General features: G+C 37.1%; 16 protein-coding genes. 7 read left to right on the plus strand and 9 right to left on the minus strand.

Annotated features, from left to right (window positions below; translation table 11 throughout):
* Positions 1–81: 81 nt before the first annotated feature.
* The gene (locus tag ACZZZK_RS16245) at positions 82–2,868 is read left to right on the plus strand and encodes a lantibiotic dehydratase (RefSeq protein ID WP_463485048.1); all 2,787 of its coding nucleotides are present in this window, start codon (positions 82–84) and stop codon (positions 2,866–2,868) included.
* Here the strand turns inward: ACZZZK_RS16245 and ACZZZK_RS16250 are convergent.
* On the minus strand, positions 2,858–3,979 hold the full coding sequence (locus ACZZZK_RS16250) for a sensor histidine kinase (RefSeq protein WP_463485049.1): 1,122 nt from the start codon (positions 3,977–3,979) through the stop codon (positions 2,858–2,860). The genes ACZZZK_RS16245 and ACZZZK_RS16250 overlap by 11 nt on opposite strands.
* A 140-nt stretch (positions 3,980–4,119) precedes the next feature.
* Between ACZZZK_RS16250 and ACZZZK_RS16255 the strand changes: the two genes are divergently transcribed.
* Entirely contained in the window at positions 4,120–4,263 is a 144-nt protein-coding gene (locus tag ACZZZK_RS16255; RefSeq protein WP_463485050.1) for a hypothetical protein, read from the plus strand.
* Between the two features lies 1 nt (position 4,264).
* Here ACZZZK_RS16255 and ACZZZK_RS16260 read toward each other — a convergent pair whose 3' ends face one another.
* A complete protein-coding gene (locus ACZZZK_RS16260; protein ID WP_056848420.1) occupies positions 4,265–5,008 on the minus strand; it encodes a LytR/AlgR family response regulator transcription factor in 744 nt (247 codons plus the stop codon).
* Positions 5,009–5,397: 389 nt separating this feature from the next.
* On the opposite strand from ACZZZK_RS16260, the gene ACZZZK_RS16265 reads away from it, so the two are divergent.
* Positions 5,398–5,886, plus strand: coding sequence for a type I restriction enzyme HsdR N-terminal domain-containing protein (locus tag ACZZZK_RS16265; protein ID WP_056848421.1), 489 nt, complete (start codon positions 5,398–5,400; stop codon positions 5,884–5,886).
* A 127-nt stretch (positions 5,887–6,013) separates the two neighbouring features.
* Here the strand turns inward: ACZZZK_RS16265 and htpG are convergent, their stop codons facing one another.
* The 6 genes from htpG to ACZZZK_RS16295 form a co-directional block, all read right to left on the minus strand.
* A complete protein-coding gene (gene htpG, locus ACZZZK_RS16270) occupies positions 6,014–7,900 on the minus strand; it encodes a molecular chaperone HtpG (RefSeq protein WP_463485051.1) in 1,887 nt (628 codons plus the stop codon).
* Between the two features lie 486 nt (positions 7,901–8,386).
* Positions 8,387–8,779 (minus strand): response regulator, encoded by a 393-nt coding sequence (locus tag ACZZZK_RS16275; RefSeq protein ID WP_056848422.1) that lies wholly within the window; start codon positions 8,777–8,779, stop codon positions 8,387–8,389.
* Positions 8,780–8,861: 82 nt separating this feature from the next.
* On the minus strand, positions 8,862–9,755 hold the full coding sequence (locus ACZZZK_RS16280; RefSeq protein ID WP_463485052.1) for an N-acetylglucosamine kinase: 894 nt from the start codon (positions 9,753–9,755) through the stop codon (positions 8,862–8,864).
* Positions 9,756–9,772: 17 nt separating this feature from the next.
* Positions 9,773–11,083, minus strand: coding sequence for a TolC family protein (locus ACZZZK_RS16285; protein WP_463485053.1), 1,311 nt, complete (start codon positions 11,081–11,083; stop codon positions 9,773–9,775).
* A gap of 1 nt (position 11,084) precedes the next feature.
* A complete protein-coding gene (locus ACZZZK_RS16290) occupies positions 11,085–14,195 on the minus strand; it encodes an efflux RND transporter permease subunit (RefSeq protein WP_463485054.1) in 3,111 nt (1,036 codons plus the stop codon).
* A 2-nt stretch (positions 14,196–14,197) separates the two neighbouring features.
* The gene (locus tag ACZZZK_RS16295; RefSeq protein WP_463485055.1) at positions 14,198–15,295 is read right to left on the minus strand and encodes an efflux RND transporter periplasmic adaptor subunit; all 1,098 of its coding nucleotides are present in this window, start codon (positions 15,293–15,295) and stop codon (positions 14,198–14,200) included.
* Between the two features lie 410 nt (positions 15,296–15,705).
* Here ACZZZK_RS16295 and ACZZZK_RS16300 point away from each other — a divergent pair, with 410 nt between their 5' ends.
* Positions 15,706–17,487, plus strand: a complete 1,782-nt coding sequence (locus tag ACZZZK_RS16300) for a M61 family metallopeptidase (RefSeq protein ID WP_463485056.1) — start codon at positions 15,706–15,708, stop codon at positions 17,485–17,487.
* A 119-nt stretch (positions 17,488–17,606) separates the two neighbouring features.
* Here the strand turns inward: ACZZZK_RS16300 and ACZZZK_RS16305 are convergent, their stop codons facing one another.
* Positions 17,607–18,071 carry a hypothetical protein gene (locus tag ACZZZK_RS16305; RefSeq protein ID WP_010600581.1) on the minus strand — a complete coding sequence of 155 codons (465 nt, stop codon included), beginning with the start codon at positions 18,069–18,071 and terminating at the stop codon, positions 17,607–17,609.
* Between the two features lie 269 nt (positions 18,072–18,340).
* Between ACZZZK_RS16305 and ACZZZK_RS16310 the strand changes: the two genes are divergently transcribed.
* The 3 genes from ACZZZK_RS16310 (at position 18,341) to ACZZZK_RS16320 (ending at position 23,219) form a co-directional block, all read left to right on the plus strand.
* Positions 18,341–20,116 carry an AMP-dependent synthetase/ligase gene (locus tag ACZZZK_RS16310; protein ID WP_463485057.1) on the plus strand — a complete coding sequence of 592 codons (1,776 nt, stop codon included), beginning with the start codon at positions 18,341–18,343 and terminating at the stop codon, positions 20,114–20,116.
* Complete coding sequence (gene ggt, locus ACZZZK_RS16315) at positions 20,088–21,809, plus strand: gamma-glutamyltransferase (protein ID WP_463485058.1); 1,722 nt, start codon at positions 20,088–20,090, stop codon at positions 21,807–21,809. The genes ACZZZK_RS16310 and ggt overlap by 29 nt, the downstream gene beginning before the upstream one ends.
* Before the next feature lie 93 nt (positions 21,810–21,902).
* On the plus strand, positions 21,903–23,219 hold the full coding sequence (locus tag ACZZZK_RS16320) for an OmpA family protein (RefSeq protein ID WP_056848430.1): 1,317 nt from the start codon (positions 21,903–21,905) through the stop codon (positions 23,217–23,219).
* Positions 23,220–23,338 lie beyond the last annotated feature (119 nt).

Consider the following 23,338-nt stretch of genomic DNA (forward strand, 5'->3'; position numbering starts at 1 on the left):
TTTTGGAGATGGCTTTTTACTTGATATACCATGTGGGTTTTAATATTAATCTTTGTAATTTTCGCCCAATAAAATATCGCTATGAAACCCCTGATTCATCCCTCCATTATTTTCAGAACGCCGAAATTTTCACATCAAGCTGATCTTGAAAGTAGTTGGGATGAACTTAAAAAAGCCATTTCTATTTCATCATCTTCCTTTTACGAAACCATAAAAGACGTAGAAGCCCATGAACTGAGAAAGCTGCCATCAAAAATTTTCTTCACAATATGGAAATATTTCAACCGGGCAAAATATCGCTCAACACCTTACGGCACATTTGCAAGTTTCAGCTTTTTGGCAGATGCCTTTAATGAAAGCGAGAGCAAAATCATTGTAAACAATGAGCAGATCGTTCATCAGTTTATCGATTGGCCATATCGCAATGAACTTCAGTTTGATTTCGAAAAATTGATGGCTGATAACGTTCAACTGTTCAGCAACACTAGCTATTATTCAACACTCAACAGCATCAGGTATATTGCCTGTACGGATGGGGTTTTCGAACTGGCAGAGATTGATCAAAATGAATCTGTAATGCAAATTCTCGAATCTTGTGCCAAACCGATTGCATTAAATGATTTGATTAACACACTGGGTGTAGATGAAGCGGGTAAGGTCGAATTTTTAGAATTGCTTCATGAGATGCACTCCATCCAACTTCTTTTTACGGAGTTTGATCCTAATGTGATAGGGGAAGATTATTTCGAAAGAATTGGAATCGATGATAGCAATCTCCCAGAATATTTAATTGCAGAAAGAAAAGTAATTGCAGGTGGTTTAGATGAACGTTTATTGAAGCCGATACCGACAATGATCGATCTTTTATCAAAAATATTGAAATCTGATGAGCGTGAAGCGCTTAAAAGCTTTATTTCGAGATTTAAAAATAAGTTCGATCAGCAGGAAGTTCCACTTTCCATAGCACTCGACCCTGAAATGGGTGTAGGCTACGATGAATTGGAGCAGGTAAGCGAAGATGATTTTGTAGCGCAGTTTAATTCGAAGAAAAAGAATGCTGAAGACAAACAAGATCTAAAATCAATCTTAAAAACAAAACTTTCTGTAGCTGATTTTGAAAACAAGGAACCTATTTATTTGAATAAACTAGCGTTTGAAACAAATGAAAGTGAAAGTATTCTGCCAAATTCATTTAGCCTTTTAATGTCGTTAGCGGATGATTTAATTTTTGTTGATCAAATTGGCGGTGTAACCGCAAATGCCTTAACCGGGCGGTTTTCTATCGCCGATAAAGCTGTAGAACAGTTTTGCAAGGAAACATCGGCAATTGAGCAAAATGCAAATCCCGAAGTACTTTTTTTTGATGTTGCTTACCTCGTTGAAACCAATGTGGATAATATCAATCGTAGAAAGCAGATTTACGGGCATCAGTTATCCATACTGAATTTCGATACATCATCAGCACCTCTTTCACTAGGTGATATTCAAATTTCGGTGAGTAATAACGAAGTCATTCTTAGATCTAAGAGCTTAAATAAAAGGCTTATTCCCCGAATGGCTTCGGCTTATAATTACACCCGGTCAGATTTGTCGGTGTTTAGACTCTTGTGCGATTTGCAGCATCAGGGTCTGCAAACTTCATTGTCACTATCCCTTGATAGCATTTTTCCCGATCTGGATTTTTATCCACGCTTTCAGTTTCATAATATTGTATTAAGCGGTGCAAAATGGCGAGTAAGCAAAACACAATTCTACCCCAATAAAACAGCCGTCTCTATTGAAGATTGCCGTTCTTATCTTACACAAATCGGGGTTAGCAAGTACTTTAAAGCGGGTTTATCAGATCAAACTTTATGCTTCGGTTTAGATAGTGATGAGGATTTGAATGCTTTTCTTCAATTTATCCAAAAGCAGAATAAATTATATTTAGAGGAAGTCATCTTGCCCAAAAATGATGTTATTGTAGATCAGGCTCAAAAGCCTTATGTAAGTCAGTTTATTTTAAACCTGTATCATAACAATAGCATTTACAAAAATATTGAAATTAGCAGTAATAATAATGCAATTCCTGTTCAGAAGGTATTTCTTCCTGGAAAGGAGTGGCTATATTTCGAAATTTATTGTCATCAACAACGTTCCGATGAATTGTTAATTGGGGTGATCCCATCTTTTTTAGATCAATTTTCACCGCAGATAAAATCGTGGTTCTTTATCAGGTACAACGAAAATGGGAACCATTTACGTTTGAGGATTTTACTGCACAACAACGAAGACGGACAAGCATTGGTTTCTGCGTTAGCGGATTATCTGCAGGATTATATCGCGAGTGGTTTGGTTTCAGATTTTCAGTTAAAAACCTACAAACGAGAGTTGGAAAGATATGGGGCAGAAATCATTTCGGATGTTGAAAATCATTTCTCTGTTGATAGTGATTTTGTTCTATCGCAGTTGCAGCAGCAAACAGATGCTTTTACCAAGTATAAATGGTGTTCTTATTTGGTAGATGAACTGTTGAAAGCTGTCGTTTTCGACTCTGAAGTGATGTTAAAAGTAACAAGCATGATTTCCGATTCGTTCAATAAAGAGCATCATTTGGAAGCGACAGATTTCAAAAAACTCAACCAGCAATATCAACAATATAAAACTGCGCCAAATTTTGATCCAAAACAAAACGAAAATTTCGACCGTTTTAAGCAATCATTTATCGGCGTACTTAAATTAACTGACGGGAACAGAAAAGTAAAACTCTTTACTGATCTAATGCACATGCATGTTAACCGATTGTTCAACAAAGATCAACGGACGAATGAAATGGTAATGTATTATTTTTTACTTAAGGACCTTCAGCGCAGAAGAGCTATTGGTTAAGGTTTAATTTAGACATTGGATTAATTACCTGCACATCTATTTCGGTTATGTATCGATTTAAGGGGTCTTTGTAGTATCTGAAAATATAATCATCCTTGTAAAAATTGGCTAGCCTTTTATTGATGTTGTCGATACCAACGTGGTGACTTTCATGTTCTTTTCCTTTATTGTCATTCACCATGTTAATGGTGCTGATGTTTAAATTATTGTTCTCATAATCAATTTTAATGATAGCCGGTTGAGTGGAGTGGGTTACATTACCATGCTTAAATATGTTTTCTACCAGGGTTAATAAAATAAGTGGTGGAAACCTTAAACCGAACAAATCGCCATTAACCTCTAAATTTAAATTAATAGCATTTGCTGTTCTAAGTTGATGAAGGTTGATTAAGTGTTCAATTTGTTCTACTTCCTCGCTTAATGGAACCATTTCCGAAGCTTCTGGTCTTTTTAAAGCATAACGCATCATTTCCGCCAGGTTCATAATAGCATCGGCGGCCATTGGCGCTTTTTTACGGGCGTCGTTGTATATAAAATTTAAGGTATTGAAAAGAAAGTGAGGGTTAATCTGGCTGCGAAGAAAGTTATTTTGGGATTGAACCAAATCATTCTCTAAAGCCTGTTTTTCTATTTGTGTAACGAGACTCTGGCGTTCCAAAGCCTCCACCTTTTTTCTATCTTCAAGATACTTTAGAATATAAATGTATCCTATTGAATAACCAATAAATAGTGAGGATCGATAAATACACGCTAAAACAAACTTTCTATCAAAAGTTTCAAGCGTTTGTTTTTCCACAAGACCGATCACTCCAAAAAACATCACTAATATGAATGACGCTAAAATATATGCAAAAAGTGAAAAAAGGATGATTAGGGGAAGTTTAATATAATATGGAATGTTATCATCACTTTTCAAAGCTTTTCCAGAAAGATAACCATTAGAATAAAATACTGATATGTTAGTTACATATATTAATATATATGCACCAATTGGACGAAATTGTCCGGTTACTAATCCTAAAATAAAAACCTCATATAAGATATAAAGTCCCCAAATAAGGAAGTGAAGCTTGTGCTTTTTGAAAAATGATTTTAGATGAATTAGCGTCATTTTTGTGGTTTGATCTATTAATTTAGGGTTTTTATCTCCTGAAACCGAGTGTTTGTGTAAAAAAGTATAGAAGGTAATATTTACGTTGCAACTTTACAGAAATAAATAGCAATAATATTAAACCTTAAATTTATAATATCATGAAAACTCAAATGGCTCCAAAAATCACTAAAAAAACTGTATTCGTTTATAAAAACATCAAAGCTAAAAATAACTACGTTACTAACCCAACTGGCGATATGAGTCATGCAACTGTTATGTCTAGCTACATCGTAGATTTATAGTCTACTGACTTCTGTTCGATTTCAATAAACTACTTTGTACGTAGGCGAAGAAAGCTTCTTTATAGCCTTCGCCAATCTGAATCATTTCATTATTTACAAGACGGATTATATTTCCATCTACCTTTTTGATTGCTGCTTTAGCAACTATATTCGATTTATTAACTCTAATAAATGCGTGGTTCTCTAAAGCTTTTTCAATCTCCTTTAATGTAAGGTAGGTGGTGTGCGTTTCACCCTTGGTAATGATTTGAATATAATTCTGAAGTGCTTTTATGTAAAGTATTTCATCAATAGCAATATTGGAAAAAGCATATTTGTGGTCGCCTTTAATATAAAGTGCCGCCACCTGTTCGGCATCTTTTGAAGTAGCTTTGGCATTATTTGCCTCCTTCTTCAAAATTCTATCAATACCTAAAGCAAATTTTGCAAATGAAATCGGCTTTAATAGATATTGATCTGATTGAACATCAAAAGCTTGTAAAGCATAGTCAGGATGTGCGGTAGTGAAAACTAAATACTTAGCTTTCTCTCGGATATTTTTGGCGAGTTCTAAGCCATTAATTCCAGGCATATCAATATCCATGAAGAGGAGATCTATCTCGTCGTCAATGCTAATTTCGGTTAAGGCTTGAACTGGACTTGTAAAAGTCTTGAATACTGTTAGTCCCGGCATTTCTGCTATATGGTCCGTAAGTACCTCAATCGCATGTTGTTCGTCATCGATGACAACGCATTTTAGATTCATGATATGATAAATATGAGTTTGGAATGATTTTAATGCAAGTTAAAGAAAAATATAATCAAATTACTTCTTGCCTAAAAAAAAGCCTGTTGCCATTTTCTTACTACAAGAAAAACTTGGTTTCGTGTAATAATCCACATGGTTGATGTAAAAAAATAACGTACTCATTTCTTTTTAATAATCTTTATACTGTTTGCCAAAAACAGATAATTAATTGATTTGCCTTTAAAAAGTAAATAGATTAATTAACCCTTTACATCTGCCTACCCAAGCTTGTGTAGCCTGTGGATAAGAAAATTAAAAACAGGCAATACAATACTGGGATCAGCTAATAGTGGTAAGTGAATTTGGCACAGCACAAATGAAAAACATAGAAATTACAAATACTCAACATGGAACTTAAAGACGAAATTGGTCAGTTTGCAGTAAGAATTAAGAAGATGCTTCCTCAAGTTCAAAATGAAGACTTAACCAGGAACGCATTGGTAATGCCATTTATTCAAATTTTAGGATTTGATCCTTCAGAAGTTCAATCTGAAGCAGTTTTGGATTTTGGTGTTAAAAAAAGTAAGAAAGTAGATTACACTATTATGAAAGATGGTGAGCCAACTATTTTGGTGGAGTGCAAGCACCATGAAGATAGTCTTGATATCCACGATTCTCGTTTATCAAAGTATTTCCGTAAAACTAAGGCAAAATACGGTTTGCTAACAAATGGTTTGGTTTATCGCTTCTATACTGAGAAAATGGTTAAATCGAAAAAAAATCAGGAGCCATTATTTGAGTTTAAAATTACTGATACTAAAGCGGCGACAATTGCAAAATTAATTGAAGAACATAAAGATTACTTCAACGTTGAGCAAAAGTCTGTAGCCAGTTAATATATTATTTAATCTAAGAGTCCCGAAATTCTAGATGAACTAAAGTCCTTTTACAGGGCTTTTTTTTATGCCCAAAAAAAGGGAGAAGTCTTTCGGCTTCTCCCTTTTAAATAATGGTTATTGTAAATTAAATTAGTTCAACGCTTCTGCTCACAAATGCTGTTAATTCTGCACCCGTTAACATGCCTTGCGCCAATAAAGCTAAATCTACAGCTTGCTTAGCCAAATTGCTTTGCTCTTCGCCTTCTGCTTTCAAAATTTTGCTTACCAGCTTGTGGTTGCCGTTAATAGCCACTTTATAGCTATCAGGCATTTGGCCATAAAAGCCCATTCCACCGCCCATTGCAGCCATGTCTTTCATCCGACGCATAAATTCGTCCATGGTTATAGTTACCGGTAATTCATCAGGATTTAACGCTACAACTTCTACCTGCATACCTGGTTTGGTAATTGCTTTTTCAAAAATCGTGGTCACTTCCTTTACCTGATCCTCACTTAACACATGTTCATTAACTTCGTCTTTCTCAATTAACTTATCAGCAACGCTCGAATCAACACGTTTAATAGAGGTTTTTTCTAGCTTTTGCTCTAGTTGCTGAATAAAGTGATTATCAATTGGTGAATCTAAAACCAATACATCATAATCTTTTTTGTTGGCCGATTGAATGAAAGCATCCTGTTTCGAAGCATCGTTCGAATATAAATACACTACTGTTCCGTTTTTATCAGTTTGCAACGGAGCAACTTTTTCTTTGTACTCGTTTAAAGTGAATAGTTCATTTTTGGTATTTCCAACCAATGCGAAATCTTTAGCTTTGTCGTAAAATTTCTCTTCGCTAATCATACCATATTTAACAAACAAACCGATATCTTTCCATTTATCTTCGAACGATTTGCGGTCTTTGTTAAACAGCTCCGATAATTTATCAGCAACTTTTTTGGTTATATAGTTGTTGATTTTTTTAACGTTGCTATCTGCTTGCAAGAAGCTACGCGATACATTTAATGGAATATCAGGAGAATCGATTACACCATGTAACAACATTAAAAACTCAGGAACAATATCTTTCACCTCATCGGTAATAAATACCTGGCGAGAGTATAATTTGATTTTGTTGCGTTGCATTTCGAAGTCGTTTTTCAACTTAGGGAAATACAATACGCCTGTTAAATTAAATGGATAATCTACATTTAAGTGAATCCAGAATAATGGCTCTTCACTAAATGGATACAATTCGCGGTAAAAGTTTAAATAGTCCTCATCTGACAAATCTGCAGGCGCTTTTGTCCAGATTGGATTAGTTGTATTGATGATATTATCAACTTCTACATCTTTATATTTTTTCTTGCCTTCTTCATCTTCACCGTCTTCAACAGATTCGCTTTTAGTGCCGAATTTGATCGGAACAGGCAAAAATTTAGCGTATTTATCAAGGATTTCCTGCAATTTCGATTCCTCTAAAAACTCTTCAGAATCTTTATTTACATGAAGAATGATATCAGTGCCACGGGTAGTTTTAGTTCCTTCAGTAATTTCGAATTCAGTACTTCCATCGCATACCCAACGAGCTGGTTCTGCACCATCCTTGTAAGATAAGGTTTGAATTTCAACTAAATCAGCAACCATGAAAGCCGAGTAAAAACCTAACCCGAATTTTCCGATGATTTCGTTTGCATCTTTAGCATCTTTAAATTTTTCTACAAATTCACTTGCGCCAGAAAATGCAACTTGATTGATGTATTTTTTAATTTCTTCGGCCGTCATACCCAAACCATTGTCGCTAATGGTAATGGTTTTTGCGTCTTTATCAACCGCAACCTGTACCAAAGGTTGACCAACTTCGCCGTTAAACTGACCTAATGAACCTAGTCTTTTAATTTTCTGAACCGCATCTACTGCGTTAGAAACCAACTCACGAAGAAAAATCTCGTTATCAGAGTATAAAAACTTCTTAATTATCGGGAAAATATTCTCTGTATGTATCGAGATATTTCCTTTTTCCTGTATGCTCATATATGTAAATAAATTGTTTAATCTACATCCTGCATATCAAGGCTTGTTCCAAAGCCTTTTGTTTGCCAAATTGACAGCGTTTTTTCGTCGTCATTGCGCAGCCAATTCTTCATTGGCTGCGGCAATCTCATTCGGGATGTTAATTATCGATTGGTGGATACCAATTTCTCAACGATTCTATGGAGGGTCGTCATCATCAGCTTTATCCTATCGGTCGGTGTCCTCACCGCCCGAAACCTGAAACGATTCTCATGAGCGGTCGTCATCCTCAGCTTCACAAGGAATCTCAGTCATCAGCTGCAATAAAAAAAGCCAAGTAGTTTTGTCTCCTTATCCTATCGGTCGGTGACCGCACCGCCTGAAACCTGAAACGATTTTCATGAACGATCGTCATCCTCAGCCTGACTGGGGATCTTAGTCATCAGCTGCAATAAAAAAAGCCAAGTAGTTTTGTCTCCTTGGCTTTATATTTTTAAATCTCTCTTTTTAATTCAACAGAAAGCTTGGTTCGTTTTCTTCCAGGCTTAATATTTTGGTAATCTTCTTTAATAAAACATCCATTTGAAAAGGTTTCGATAAAAAGTCATCCTGACCATAATTTAATGTTGTAAAATCTTTCTGATCATATAAACCAGAAATCAACAAGATTGGAATTTTCGAAGTGCTTTCTATTGATTTCAATTGCTCGCACAATACCCTGCCATCAATATGGCCCAAAGAAATATCAAGTAAAATTAAATCTGGATTGAAACTCTCAATTCTGTTAAAAACTTCTTCGCCATCGTTTAGTGCCGAAACTTTAAAGCCACCAATTTCGAGTATTAACTGTATGGTTTCTAAAACCTCAATGTCATCGTCAACTACCAATATTCTCTTCATATATTTAAAGCAATTTATGCGCCCTTAAAATTATAACAAAATGTATATTGTTATGTTTAAAATCTTCAAAAAAATTTAACGTTTAGTTTATTTTAGAAATAACGCTATCGCTTTCTCCAGCTTGCTGTACAATTCCTTCCTTTTGAAGAATGAAGTTAAACAAGTCTTCTATTGGTTTTTGTAAAATTTTGCCTGGTTCTATTCCGTTAGCTTGCAAAACTTCTACCAACTCCTCTTGATAATAAAAAGCTATAGAGCCTACAAAATGACAAGGAACATCTTGATGCTTTGGATAATCTTTTATATTGGTATCAACAAATTCCTGAAAGCCTGTTCTTAGAATGTCCTGAATAAAAGGATGTTCTTTATGACTAGCCATAAAACGGCTAAAGCTGGCCAAATAAATATTTGGAAAAGCTTTCTGGTATACATTAGTGATAATCTGGTCTTTTTCTGTAGGGAAAGCTTTTTTAAACTCTGCGGCTAAACCAGATGGCATTTTGTTGTATAAATAAGCAAGTAATACTTTCTTGCCGAAAAATGTTCCAGAGCCTTCATCTCCTAAAACATAACCTAAACCATGATGGCCATCGTGAATTTTTTTACCGTCGAAATAGCAAATGTTTGAGCCAGTGCCCAAAATACAATCTAACCCTTCTGCGTTGCCGCAAGTAGCATAAACGGATCCTAAAAGATCATGATCTACTGAAATGAAAGCATTTTTAAATATCTCCGACAAGCCATTCGATACCACTTCGTGCTTATCAGGCGACGAACAACCTGCACCAAAAAAGTATATTTCTTTTACCTGTTCTGCATATTGCATCACCGTTTCATTTTTCGAAATGAGCTTGCTAATATCCTGCTCACTTAAAAAGTAAGGATTTATTCCGGGGGTGTTAAATTTTATGGTTTCGCCATTAAGATAGCCCATCCAATCTGTTTTCGAAGAGCCACTATCTGCAACAAGTATCATAGGAATAAATATAAAAATTAATTGGATAAATCTATGTTACCACTAATCTCTTTCAACGTGGTTTCTGCAATTTTAGCCTGATATTGCATCTCGATAAATCGATTTTGAGCGTCAATGGCATTGCGTTGTGCCTCTCTAAGCTCTAGCGGGGCAATACTTCCTAATTTATATTTCGCCATGGTGATATCTAAATTCTCTTTCGCAATATCTACGTTACGTTGTTCCAGTTTAATTAAATCGAGATACGTAGCGTAATTTTGATAGGCCGTTAATAGTTGCGAATTTACATCAAGCTTGGTTTTACTCAAATTAAGTGATGAATTTTCAATATCAATTTTGGCATTGCGCTCTTGCTGTCGCTGCAAAAAACCGTTAAATAAATTTAAACTTGCCGTTACGCCATAGGTAAATCCATTCGCCGCAAAACGCTGGTTAAATCCAGTCGGACTTGTGCTTTTGGCCCTGCTGTAACCAGAGTTTAAACTAATTGCCGGGTATCTGGCTCCTTTAATGGCTTTAAGGTTTAATGAAGAAATTTTTTGATTGATAAACGCATTCTGGACGTTTGGATTTTGAAGCTCCGCAATTTCTGCCTGTTTGCTAAATAAAATGCCTTTATCAACGTCTATTCTGTCTACAACTGTAAAGCCAGTGCTAATATCTCTAACTAATAATTGATTTAAACGAACCTTAGCGACCTGAAGAAAATTCTTAATTTGAATGTAGTTAGAAGTGTCGGTATTATAATCTACCTGGGCTGTTAACACATCTAATTTCGACCCTCGGCCCAGTTGTAATTTAGTTTTAGCAATATTGCTGCGCCACACGGAAACATCAATTGCACTATCAGCGGCTACCAGTAATTGCTGTTGCCTTACGATATCATAATAAGCCGTAATTACATCGGAGACGGTGGTTAGAATGGTAAGCCGGGTGTTTATTTCTCCCTGTTTCTGCAATTCTTTTAAACGATCATAGTTCGCAAACATCGTGAAGCCATCAAAGATCGTCCAGTTTAAATCGGCGCCATAACTGTTATTGGTACTTCTCGCTCCGCGGATCACTCTGTCTTCTCCGGTTACGGGTGTTTGCCTTGTATTTTGAATACTTCCACCGTTACTGTAAACCCCCTCAATGGTGGGCAGCATCCCTGCGTTGCCAATGTTAGCGTTGTTTTGCGCAATCTTTATTTCGTTCTTGCTTATTTTTATGTCGTAATTATTTTGAAGCGCAATGGTAATGGCTTCCCGCAAGCTGAGTTTTTCTTGTGCAAACCCAGAAATGGATAGACACAGAAAAAGTATGGATATGGTTAGTTGCTTACTCATCTTATTCTGCTATATGTGTTGCTTCATGCTCAAAACGGTCAGCATCTTTTAGTTGTTTATTTGGATTGTATGGCTTTGCCCAATACGAGTAAATGGCTGGGATTACAAAAAGCGTTAATACCAGCGAAAACAAAGTTCCTCCAACAATTACGGTTCCCATACTCATTCTGCTTTTTGCTGCAGCGCCCAAAGCCAGGGCAATTGGTAGTGCACCTATGGCAATGGCCAAACTGGTCATTAAAATAGGACGTAAACGAGAAACCGATGCTTCGCGAATGGCTTCCGGTATGGCCATACCTTTTTCTTTTAGCTGATTGGCAAACTCCACGATCAGAATACCATTTTTGGTTACCAAGCCAATTAGCATAATGGTTCCAATCTGGCTGAAGATATTCCAGCTTTGACCGCACAACCAAAGCGATAAAAATGCCCCTGCAACTGCCATTGGAACAGTTAAGATGATAATGATAGGATCTTTAAAACTTTCAAATTGAGCTGATAGAATTAAATAGACTAGCAACAATGCCAAGCCAAAAGCGAAGAATGTATTTGAAGAACTTTCTTTAAAATCTCTTGATTCGCCGCTTAAATCGGTAGAAAAAGTTTCATCTAAAACGCTGGCTGCAATTTTATCCATGGCATCTATCCCTTCGCCAATGCTTTTACCTGGCGCTAAACCTGCTGAAACAGTTGCAGAAATAAAACGATTGTTTCTATATAATTGCGGTGGACTGCTTTCTTCTTTTGCTGTAACCAAATTATCAAGCTGGATTAATTCGCCTTTATCACTACGAACGTAAACTGAACTTAAGTCCAAAGGATCTTTCCTATCGCCCCGGTCAAACTGACCAATTACCTGATATTGTTTGCCATTCATAAAGAAGTAAGAGAACCTTTGACCACTTAAACCAAGGTTTAGGGTTTGTGCAATGGCAGAAATTGATACACCAAGGTTTTTCGCTTTATCACGATCTATAGTCAGGTTGATTTCTGGCTTATTGAATTTTAAGTTAACATCAGATACGGTAAAAGTTGGATCTTTGGCAACAGCCTCCATAAACAATGGTACTTTCTCTCTTAACTTTTCGAAGTTTTGCGCCTGGATGATATAACTGATGGGTAAACCGCCTCGTCTACCCACAGAAATTGTAGGCTGCTGGTTGACAATTACTTTACCCTCCGTATATTTTTTTGTGATTTTCGTGAGCATGTCAGCAATTTCTTTCTGCGAACGTTCACGTTTTTCAGGGTCAACCAAACCCATCCTCACGAAACCCATATTTGTTGAGCCCGCACCACCAAAACCAGGTGCTGTAATGGTAATATTTACATTCTTCTCTGAAACGGAATCGATCACCATTTGATTTAATTTCATGATGAATTTATCTGTCGAAGTAAATGATGCACCCTCGGGCAAAGTTGCAGTCATATTGATGGCGCTTCGATCATCATAAGGGGCGGTTTCTTTAGGCAACAACTTCCAAAATAAGAAAATCAAGCCCATACATACCACAATAATGGGAATGGAAAGCCATCGTTTATCTAAAAATTTATTCAGATTGGATGCATAAGCATCATTAAGTTTAATAAAATAAGGCTCTGTCCAGTTATAGAATTTAGAAGGTTTATGCCCACCTTTTTTCATCAGATAGGCATTTAACATTGGAGTTAATGTTAACGATACAAAGGCAGAAATTAACACCGCGGCCCCAATTACCACTCCAAATTCTCTAAATAATCTCCCAACAAATCCCTGTAAAAAAATTACCGGTAAGAAAACAGCTGCAAGTGTGATGGAGATGGATATTACCGCAAAGAAAATTTCATTTGAGCCTTTAATCGCAGCTTCAAATGGCGACATCCCTTCCTCAACCTTTTTAAAAATGTTTTCAGTAACTACAATCCCATCATCAACCACCAAACCTGTGGCTAAAACAATCGCCAGTAAACTCAAAACATTAATCGAAAACCCGAAAGCGTACATCACAAAAAAAGTGAAAATTAAGGATACCGGTATATCAATGAGCGGTCTGAAAGCAATTCCCCAATCTCTGAAGAAAAGATAAATAATTAAGATTACTAAAACTAAGGATAGGCCAATGGTTTCAGCCACCTCTGTTACCGACCTTTTAATAAATAAGGTATTATCCAGCGAAACATTCAGCTTGATATCATCAGGCATATCTGCCTTTAATTTATCAAAACGATTATAAAATTCTTTACTAATATCGAGATAATTGGCTCCAGGTTGAGGAATGATAGCTACGGCAACCATTGGCTTCCCAGATTCACGTAACACTGTTTCTTCATTTTCTGAGCCCAAAGTTGCATAACCAACATCCTTCAGTTTAACAACCTGGTTGCTGTCTGATTTAAGAATAAGATTATTGAACTGTTCTTCGTTAACCAGTTTACCCAAAGTTTTCACGGTAAGTTCGGTTGTTTCGCCTGTAATTTTTCCTGAAGGAAGCTCTACGTTTTCATTATCTAGTGCTGTAACAATATCTTGAGAGGTGAGTCCATAGGCACTTAACTTATTTGGATCCATCCAAATCCGCATGGAATATTTCCGTTGCCCCTGAATTTGTACACTACTTACGCCAGGGATGGTTTGGATCCGATCGGCAATCACATTTTCCGCAAAATCACTAAGCTGCAAGGTATTGCGTTTATCGCTCTGGATCGTCATCGAAAGGATAGGATCAGAGTTTGCATCAGCTTTGCTTACAATGGGCAAACCATCAATATCGCGGGGTAAATTTCTTGCTGCCTGAGAAACCTTATCGCGAACATCATTTGTCGCTTCCTCAATATTTTTATCAAGGTTAAATTCTACTGTAATGTTACTTGTTCCCTGGTTACTGGAGGAAGAAATATTCCGAATCCCATCAATTGAGTTGATCGATTTTTCCAGCGGCTCCGTAATCTGCGATTCAATGATATCAGAGTTTGCTCCAGGGTACGAGGTTCGCACCGAAACCACGGTCGGATCGATAGAAGGAAATTCCCTTACGCCCAGAAATGTATAACCAATTATCCCGAAAAGGACAATCAGCAGGTTCATTACAATGGCAAGAACAGGCCTTTTTATGCTCGTTGTAGAGATACTCATAATTATTCTTTAACCAGATTTACTTTCACAGGAGCATCTTTTTTCAAGGCCATTGAGCCAGTAGTTAAAACCGTATCGCCAGCTTTTAGACCAGAAGTTATTACAATGTTTTCATCTGTCCGGGTTCCAGCTTCTACCTTTACTTCCTGGGCTTTTCCGTTTTTCTTGATGTAAACGATTTTGCCTTTCAAAACCGGAATAATGGCCTGGTTAGGAATAAGGATGGCATTTTGAAGGGTGTTTAACGCAAGCTTTATCTTGGCAAATGAGCCTGGTAACAAGCTGTTATCTGCATTAGGCGCCAATGCCCTAATTTGCAATGTTCTGGTGGCTGTATTTATTCCCGGTTCTATGGCATATACTTTCCCTGTATTTTGTTTTGAAGATCCATCGGTTGTAAATGCGATTGATGAGCCCAGGTTAATCTGCCCTGCATATTTTTCAGGCACCGAAAACGTAACTTTAACCGGATTGGTGTTTACCAGGTTTGCGATGACTGTAGAAGGTGTTAAATAGGTTCCTGCAGAAATACTTCTTAAACCAATTCTGCCCGAAAATGGAGCACGGATAGTTGTTTTGGCCAATTGCGCCCTGATTAATTGGGTTTGCGATTGTAGCGATCTCAAATCGGCAAGTGAAATATCGTACTCCTCCTGACTGATTGCGCCTTTTTCCAGCAATTGTTTCGACCTGTTTTCGGTAGTGCCAGATAGTTTTTGTTTGGTTAAGGCTTCTTGTAATTGTGCCTGAATATCTCTGTCGTTAATTTTAACTAATACTGAGCCTTTAGCTACATTAGTTCCTTCCTTAAAATAAATTCCAGTTACCAAACCGGCAACCTCACTTTTGAGCACTACAGATTCATTGGCTTCAATGGCTCCGGTTACTTCCAGGTCGTTATTAAATGATGTTGGTTTTACCACAATGCCATCAACTACCATGGGTGCGCCTGCAGCTCCACCTTTGCCAGCCCCACCTTTAGCAGAAGCACCAGCAGCCCCGCCTTTACCTTCTAGTTTTTTGTTTGCGTTAATTCTGTAGTATACTAAATAGGCCAAGCCAATAGCAAAAACAGCATAAAAAATATACCTTTTCTTCATGTTTATATTTGTGTCTTGCTTATCTGAACGTTAAAATTGAATTAACGTAAGAATAAGAGTGTAAAAATATTCAAATAGTTTAGTCCTAAATTTGTTGTATTAAGGATGTTACCAAGTTAATTCTAAGGTCTTAGTCTATAATTCAAAGTATGGATTGTTAATTTAATAAAATGCCTTTTTGAATAAGTTGCCATACTTTTTAAATCAACTTTCATTACAAAGGCTATGGTTTATAGATTATATCTAAAGACTTATCACGGCTGACTTCGGAGTTTTATATGCCTCGGCTCGATCTAATTTTCGTTTAAAATTCAAAAACTTCATCAATTACCATATTTTTGCTGACAAAATACCCCAATATGTTAATCAAAAAATCAATTTTAAGTTTAGTTTTAATACTAACATGTTTTATGGCAGCAAATGCACAAGTAAAAATTGCTTTTGAGGTTTCTTTTAAAGAGCCACAAGCACATTATGCTGAAGTTCAGATGAATATTTCTGGTTTGGCAAAAGATTATGTTGATGTAAAAATGCCAGTGTGGACTCCAGGTTCTTATCTTGTTCGCGAGTTTGAGAAAAGTGTAGAAGAGTTTAAGGCAACGGCTGGAGGTAAGCAGGCCCGTGTTGAAAAAGTGAGAAAAAATACCTGGAGAATATTTTCTGCTAAAGCTGCTGAGATAAAAATTAACTACCGTGTTTACGCTTTCGAAATTTCGGTACGTACGCCTTTCATTGATGAATCTCATGCCTTTCTATCATCAACAGGAATTTTTATGCATCCTGATGGAATGATTAAATCACCAAGTACAGTGAAAATTGTTCCATTCAATACCTGGAGTAAAGTTTCTACAGGTTTAGAGCCGGTTGCTGGCCAGCAGTTTACTTACCGTGCAAGCGATTTCGATATTTTATACGATAGCCCGATAGAGGTAGGTAACCAGGACATTTTCGAATTTAATGCAGCTGGCGTTCGTCATGAGGTTGCGATGTATGGCGGCGGTAATTATGATAAAGAGAAATTGAAAGTGGATATGGCTAAAATTGTAGAAGAAATTACTGCGGTTTATGGCGAAAATCCTAACAAACATTATACATTCATCGTTCACAACTTTTTAAGAGGCGGCGGCGGTTTAGAGCATTTAAACTCTACTACTTTAGGTGCTACGCGAAATGCTTACAACACCGAAGCAGGTTACAAAGGCTTTTTAGCTTTGGTTGCCCATGAGTATCACCATTTATGGAACGTTAAGCGTTTACGCCCGGTTGCTTTAGGTCCGTTTGATTACGATAACGAAAACTATACCACCAACCTTTGGGTGGCTGAAGGATTTACTTCATACTATGAAAATAAATACATGCACAGAGCGGGTTTTAATGATGATGCTACTTTTGTGAACGATCTTGCTGGCGCCATCGGTACGGTGATTAATACGCCTGGAGCAAAATATCAATCAGCTGCTGCTTCTAGTTACGATGCCTGGATTATTGGTTACCGTCCGAACGAAAACTCCAAAAATAATTCCATTTCTTATTACAGTAAAGGTGAAGTAATCGGAATATTGATGGATTTGGAAATTATCAATGCAACAAAGGGTGCCAAAAGTTTAGATGATGTAATGAAAGCCATGTATTTACAATGCAAAACTCTAAAACGTGGTTATACCGATGCTGAATTTAAAGCAATGGTCGAAAAAATTTCGGGTATTAGTTTTACCAATTTTTGGGCTAAATATGTTAATGGTGTAGATGATGCGGAATATGTGAAATATTTAGGTTACGCCGGAGTTGATATGACTACTGAAAATGCAACGCCTAATAAACCAGTAAGCGGTGCCGCAGGCCAGTTAACCAATAATGGTACGATTTCAGTTTCTTCAATTACTAGAAATTCTGCTGCATGGGTTGCTGGTTTGAATGTTAATGATGAAATCATTTCGTTAGACAATATTTCGGTGAACGATGCTTTGGCCAATATCAGACTAAAAAGCCCAATGTTATCATTAGAAACCTTACCTGTTGTTTCAGGAAAAAATATCGGCGATGTATTGAAACTTAAAATTAAACGTGATGGTTTGGAGAAAGAGATTTCACTTACTTTGAAAGAAAACCCTAGCGTACGTTTAAAAGCTACCATTAATCAGAATGCAACGCCGGCACAAAAAGCGGTGTTCAAAAAATGGACAGGTAAATAATTTTAGATTCTCGAGTTATCGGTCTTGAGTTCAAAATTAAGTCAATAAAAAAGCCGCTGGAAATTTTCCAGCGGCTTTTTTCGTATCAAGCTTTTCGCTTTATTATTTAAGCTTTTTGCTTAAAAAGTATATCTGAAGCCTAAACCAAATCTTCCAGCGTTAAAATCGCTATCGCCATCACCTAGATATAATCTTGGTCTCCAATCTAAAGCAATTGCTAACGGTGCACCGCTAATTTTATAATCTAAACCAACCATTGGTACTAAATAAAAGTTAGAACCACCATCATACAATTGTACTGATGGACCACCACCTAAATACCAATCTAAGCCTTTTGCGCCAGGAATTGAAGCATTATATTGTAAAAATGCTTGTAAGGTTGTAGAGTTACCACCAAATAAAACTTCACCTTGTAAAGCTGCACTTCTGCTGAAATGGTGTCTAACAGATGGGCCAACCAATGTTGCGCCGTCTCCAAAGTCTATTCCTAATCCTAAACCTGTTTTGTAATTCTGTGCTTTAACACTCGTTGTCGTCAATGCAAATAATGCAATGCATCCTAAAATTGTAAATAGCTTTTTCATAATCAAATTTTAAAGTAAATAACGTTTTTCAAATATTTAATCAGCTTAACAACTTTAATGCCGTTTATGTTTTTACGGTAAAAATTTTAAAGCTATAAAAAACAATGCTTGCATAGTAATTTTTGATTTCTTAAGTTTATTTAAATTTTTCGATGTAGAAGTTGCTTTAAGATTCACTCATAAATGCAAAATTTTATCGATCAAAAACATAAGGCTAGCACATCTTTATGTTTGATTTTTTTAACTTAACCAAATAATAATAAAAAGATATGGCTGCAGAAATTACAAGGGTATTCGACCTCCTACGATATAACCTGGAAGATCCGAAGCAAGAGTTTATCAATGGAAAAATTAATGGCAATTGGGTTAATTACAGTACTGCAGATTTTTCTGCTACTGTAGACAATTTAAGTCGTGGATTAATTAATCTTGGTATTGCAAAGGGTGGAAGGGTTGCGGTAATGTCTCATAATAGACCAGAATGGAATATTGCCGATTTTGCAGCTAATCAAATTGGGGCCTACCAGATCCCGCTTTATCCTACTTTAGCAGAACACGATATTCAGTTTATTTTAAAGGATGCAGAAATTTCGATAGTATTTGTATCAGATGGTGATTTATATAAAAAAATAAAGCCATGTGCAGATGCCATTAACCCAGATATAAAAATTTTCAGTTTTAGCGATGTTGAAGGCGTTAAATCATGGAAAACGCTTATTGCTGATGGGGAAAACAGCCAGGCAATTAACCTCGACGAATATAGATCAAAAGTAGAACCTGAAGATATATTAACACTCATTTATACATCAGGGACGACGGGCACCCCGAAAGGAGTAATGTTGACGCACCATAATCTGGTGGCCAACTTTGTAAATTCATCTGTCGTGATGCCAGAAGGTGTAAATAAGAGTTTGAGCTTTTTACCGCTTTCGCACATATTCGAACGCATGATTATTTATTTGTACTTATATAATAGAACAAGTATTTATTATGCCGAAAGCATGGATACCATAGTTGCCGATATTCAACATGTAAAACCAAATGCATTTTCAACCGTACCCCGTTTGCTTGAGAAAGTTTATGATAAAATAATGGAGAAAGGGAAATCGCTTACTGGTATTAAGAAGGGGATTTTCTTTTGGTCGGTAGCGTTGGCCGAAAAATATACCACAGACGCAAGTGCATGGTATAATTTGAAATTGGGCATTGCCAGGAAATTGGTTTTTAAGAAATGGCAGGAGGCGCTTGGTGGAGAGATCGTGGTAATTGTTTCTGGTGGCGCCGCTTTAAATCCGCGTTTGGCCCGGATCTTCTGGGCTGCTGGGATGCCTGTTTTCGAAGGCTATGGTTTAACCGAAACTTCGCCTGTAATTACGGTAAATCATTTTGGCGGTACCATGTTCGGCACTGTTGGGGAGGTGATTAAGGGTGTTGAGGTGAAAATCGCTTCGGATGGCGAGGTGCTAACCCGTGGCCATCAGGTGATGAAAGGTTATTATAATCGCCCCGATTTAACAGAAGAAGCTATTGACCAGGACGGATGGTTCCATACTGGCGATATTGGCGAGTTAGTGGATGGTCGTTTTCTCAAAATTACCGATCGTAAAAAGGAAATGTTTAAAACCGCTGGTGGAAAATATGTTGCACCTCAAATGTTGGAAAACAAATATAAGGAGTCGATTTTTATTGAGCAGATTATGGTTTTGGGTGAGAATAAAAAATTTCCATCTGCGTTAATTGTTCCTAACTTCGAAACATTAAAAACCTGGGCAGGCAAAAAAGGAATCGCTTTTACTACAAATGAAGAGATTATAAAAAACGATCAGGTTTTAGCAAAATACAATGAGGTAATTGAGGCTGCCAGCGTAGATTTTGGCAAGTGGGAGCAAGTGAAAAGATTTGCTTTACTTCCAAAAGAATGGAGTATTGATGGCGGCGAGTTAACGCCAAAACTAAGCTTGAAACGAAAAGTTATTACCGAAAAAAATGCCAATATCATCGAAAAAATATATAAAGATGCAGAGAACTATAAAGCGCCTAACTAAACTTAAAATTAGTTCAACACTAATCGTATTAGTCATTGTTTTTGCCAGCTGTGTAAGCGGTCAGCTCGGGAAAAACAACAGCGGGGAATTTAAAAATGGGATGGTTGTTACGGCACATCCCGAAGCATCAAAAGTTGGTATTGATATTTTAAAAAAAGGCGGCAACGCTGTTGATGCGGCTGTTGCTGTTCAATTTGCGTTAGCTGTAGTGTATCCAAATGCTGGAAACATTGGTGGTGGCGGCTTTATGGTTTATCGTTCTGCAAAGGGCGAAGTGAATGCACTGGATTTTCGCGAGAAAGCGGCTTCATCAGCAAGCAGAGACATGTACTTAGATTCTGCAGGGAATCCAATTGTTGATAAAAGCTTATTCGGGCATTTAGCCGCAGGGGTTCCGGGTTCGGTTGCCGGTATGGTAGAGGCTCATCAAAAATATGGTAAACTTTCCTGGAAAGAGGTTGTTCAGCCAGCAATTGATTTGGCAGAGAATGGTTTCAAAATTACCAAGCGCCAATCCGCTGAACTGAACGGCTTGCACCGAAAATTGATGGATATTAATATTAACGGAACTGCTTTGGTTAACCTGGAAAGCACCTGGCAAGAGAACAGTTTATTAGTGCAAACCGAATTAGCGAATACTTTAAAGCTTATTCAACAAAAAGGTAAGGCAGGCTTTTATGAAGGAGCGGTTGCTGATTCTATCGTGGCAGAAATGCAGCGTGGAAAAGGCTTAATTACCAAAGAAGATTTAAAAAACTACCGGGCGGTTTGGCGCAAACCTATAATAGGGAGTTATCGGGGTTATAAAATTATTACAATGCCGCCAACTTCTAGCGGTGGCATAGCGCTTATTCAATTGCTACAATCGGTTGAGCCATTTCCATTGAAAAAATGGGGACATAACTCAGATTCAACAGTACAGGTTATTGTTGAAGCAGAAAGAAGAGTGTATGCTGACAGGGCCACCCATCTTGGCGATCCGGATTTTTATAGCGTTCCTCAGAAAGAATTGTTAGATCCTGTTTACAATAAACGAAGAATGGCGAACCTTAATTGGGCCGCCGCAACACCTAGCGATCAAATTTTAGCCGGAGTAATCAAAGGTAAAGAAAGCGAAGAAACCACGCATTTTTCTATTGTGGATCATGAAGGAAATGCAGTTTCGATAACAACAACCTTAAACGGCTCTTATGGATCCTTGGTTGTGGTTAAAGGTGGTGGCTTTTTATTGAATAATGAAATGGATGATTTCTCGGTTAAGCCAGGAGCGCCAAATATGTATGGTTTGGTGGGTGGCGAAGCCAATGCTATTGCACCAAATAAACGGATGTTAAGCTCTATGACTCCAACTATTGTAGAAAAAGAGGGAAAACTTTTCATGGTTGTGGGTACCCCAGGTGGATCTACGATCATTACTTCTGTTTTTCAAACCATCATTAATGTAGTCGATTTTGACATGAATATGCAAGCTGCTGTTGCTGCTAAAAAATTTCACCATCAATGGCTGCCAGATGAAGTTTATGTAGAAAAGGATGCAATAGATAGTTTATCAACACAAAAGTTGGAAGCTAAAGGCTATAAAATCATCAACCGTGGTGCAATTGGAAGGGTCGATGCTATTTTAAGAACCAAATGGGGCGCTTACCAAGCGGGTGCAGATCCACGGGGAGATGATACCGCTCTGGGTTACTAAGTGTTAAAGTGGATAAGTATTTTTTAAATTTTCTCTTTTTGGTATAGCAATTGTGTATGCTGGGCAACGCATATCAACGTTATATTAAAAAATATGAAATCAAATTTAATCAAGTCCCTACCGGTTGTATTAGCCGGATTATTTGCAGGTACTGTAGCAATGGCTCAGGAACCAGCAACATCCACGTCTCAGTTCAGAACTTGGTCTATTGGTGTTAATGCTGGTGCATTGACTCCGCTATCGCCATTGGGTGGAAAAAATGATTTTAGTAATAACAAAACCAGTTTTGGTTATGGTCTTTACATCAAAAAACAATTCACGCCGTATTTCTCATTGCGTTTAGATGGAGTAAGAGGTAAATTAAAGGCTGATAATTCAGAGCCTTTTGAAAGTGGATTGGTAAATAGTTCTCCGGTAACAGCATTTGAAACTCAATTAGAGTATTCAGGAAGTTTAAATGCAGTTGTGAATATGTTCAATATTGATATGTTCAAAAAAGAAAACGCATTGCAATTATATACTTCAGTTGGTGCTGGTTTAGCTGGTTACAAACCAACTATTACTACTGCAGCAGGAACAACTGAATTTGCTGGTGGTAAAACAATCAAAGAATTAATCATCCCTGTAGGTGTTGGTGCAAAATTCAAAGTATCTGATGGAATTAATATCGATTTAGGTTGGACAATCAACTATGTTGACGGAGATAATCTTGATGGATTACACAGAGGCCCGGCTAATGATAAATACAACTATGGTTACGCTGGTTTAGAATTTGCATTGGGTACTGGAAAACAATTGGCTTTCCACAACCCAGTAGCTGCAACTTATGATGAGGCATTGGCTGCAAAAAATACAGCAAATGCTTTGAAATCTGATTTAGATGCTCAAAAAGCTGAAAATGCAAAATTACGTTCAGAAATGAATGATCTGTTAAAAGATACAGATGGTGATGGTGTTGCTGATAAATTAGATAAATGCCCAGGTACTCCTGCTGGTACTGTTGTTGATGGTTCTGGTTGTCCGTTAGTGGCTCCGAAACCACAAGTAACAATAGTTACTGAAGAAGATCGTAAAGTAGTTAATGAAGCGATTAAAAACTTAGAATTCGATTTAGGTAAAGCAACTATCCGCTCTAAATCTTATGCTTCGTTAAACAGAGTAGCAGCTTTATTAGTAGAGAAAAACTTCAGCTTAAAATTAGCAGGTCATACTGATAACACTGGATCTAAAGAATTAAACTTACGTTTATCTAAAGAAAGAGCAGAATCTGTAAAAGCTTATTTAGTTTCTCAAGGTGCAAATGCATCTCGTATCGAAGCTACTGGCTACGGAATGGGTCAACCAATTGCAACTAACAAAACTGCAGCTGGTCGTCAACAAAACCGTCGTGTAGAGTTTACTTTATACTAGTAGGTAAATAAATTTTTGAGAGCCTCCGATGAAAATCGGGGGCTTTTTTTATGACAAAAAATTTTCAATTTCCCTATTGGAATAATAAAATACATTCATTAGCTTTGTTATGCAAGCAT

The organism is Pedobacter sp. AC163, assembly GCF_979258665.1.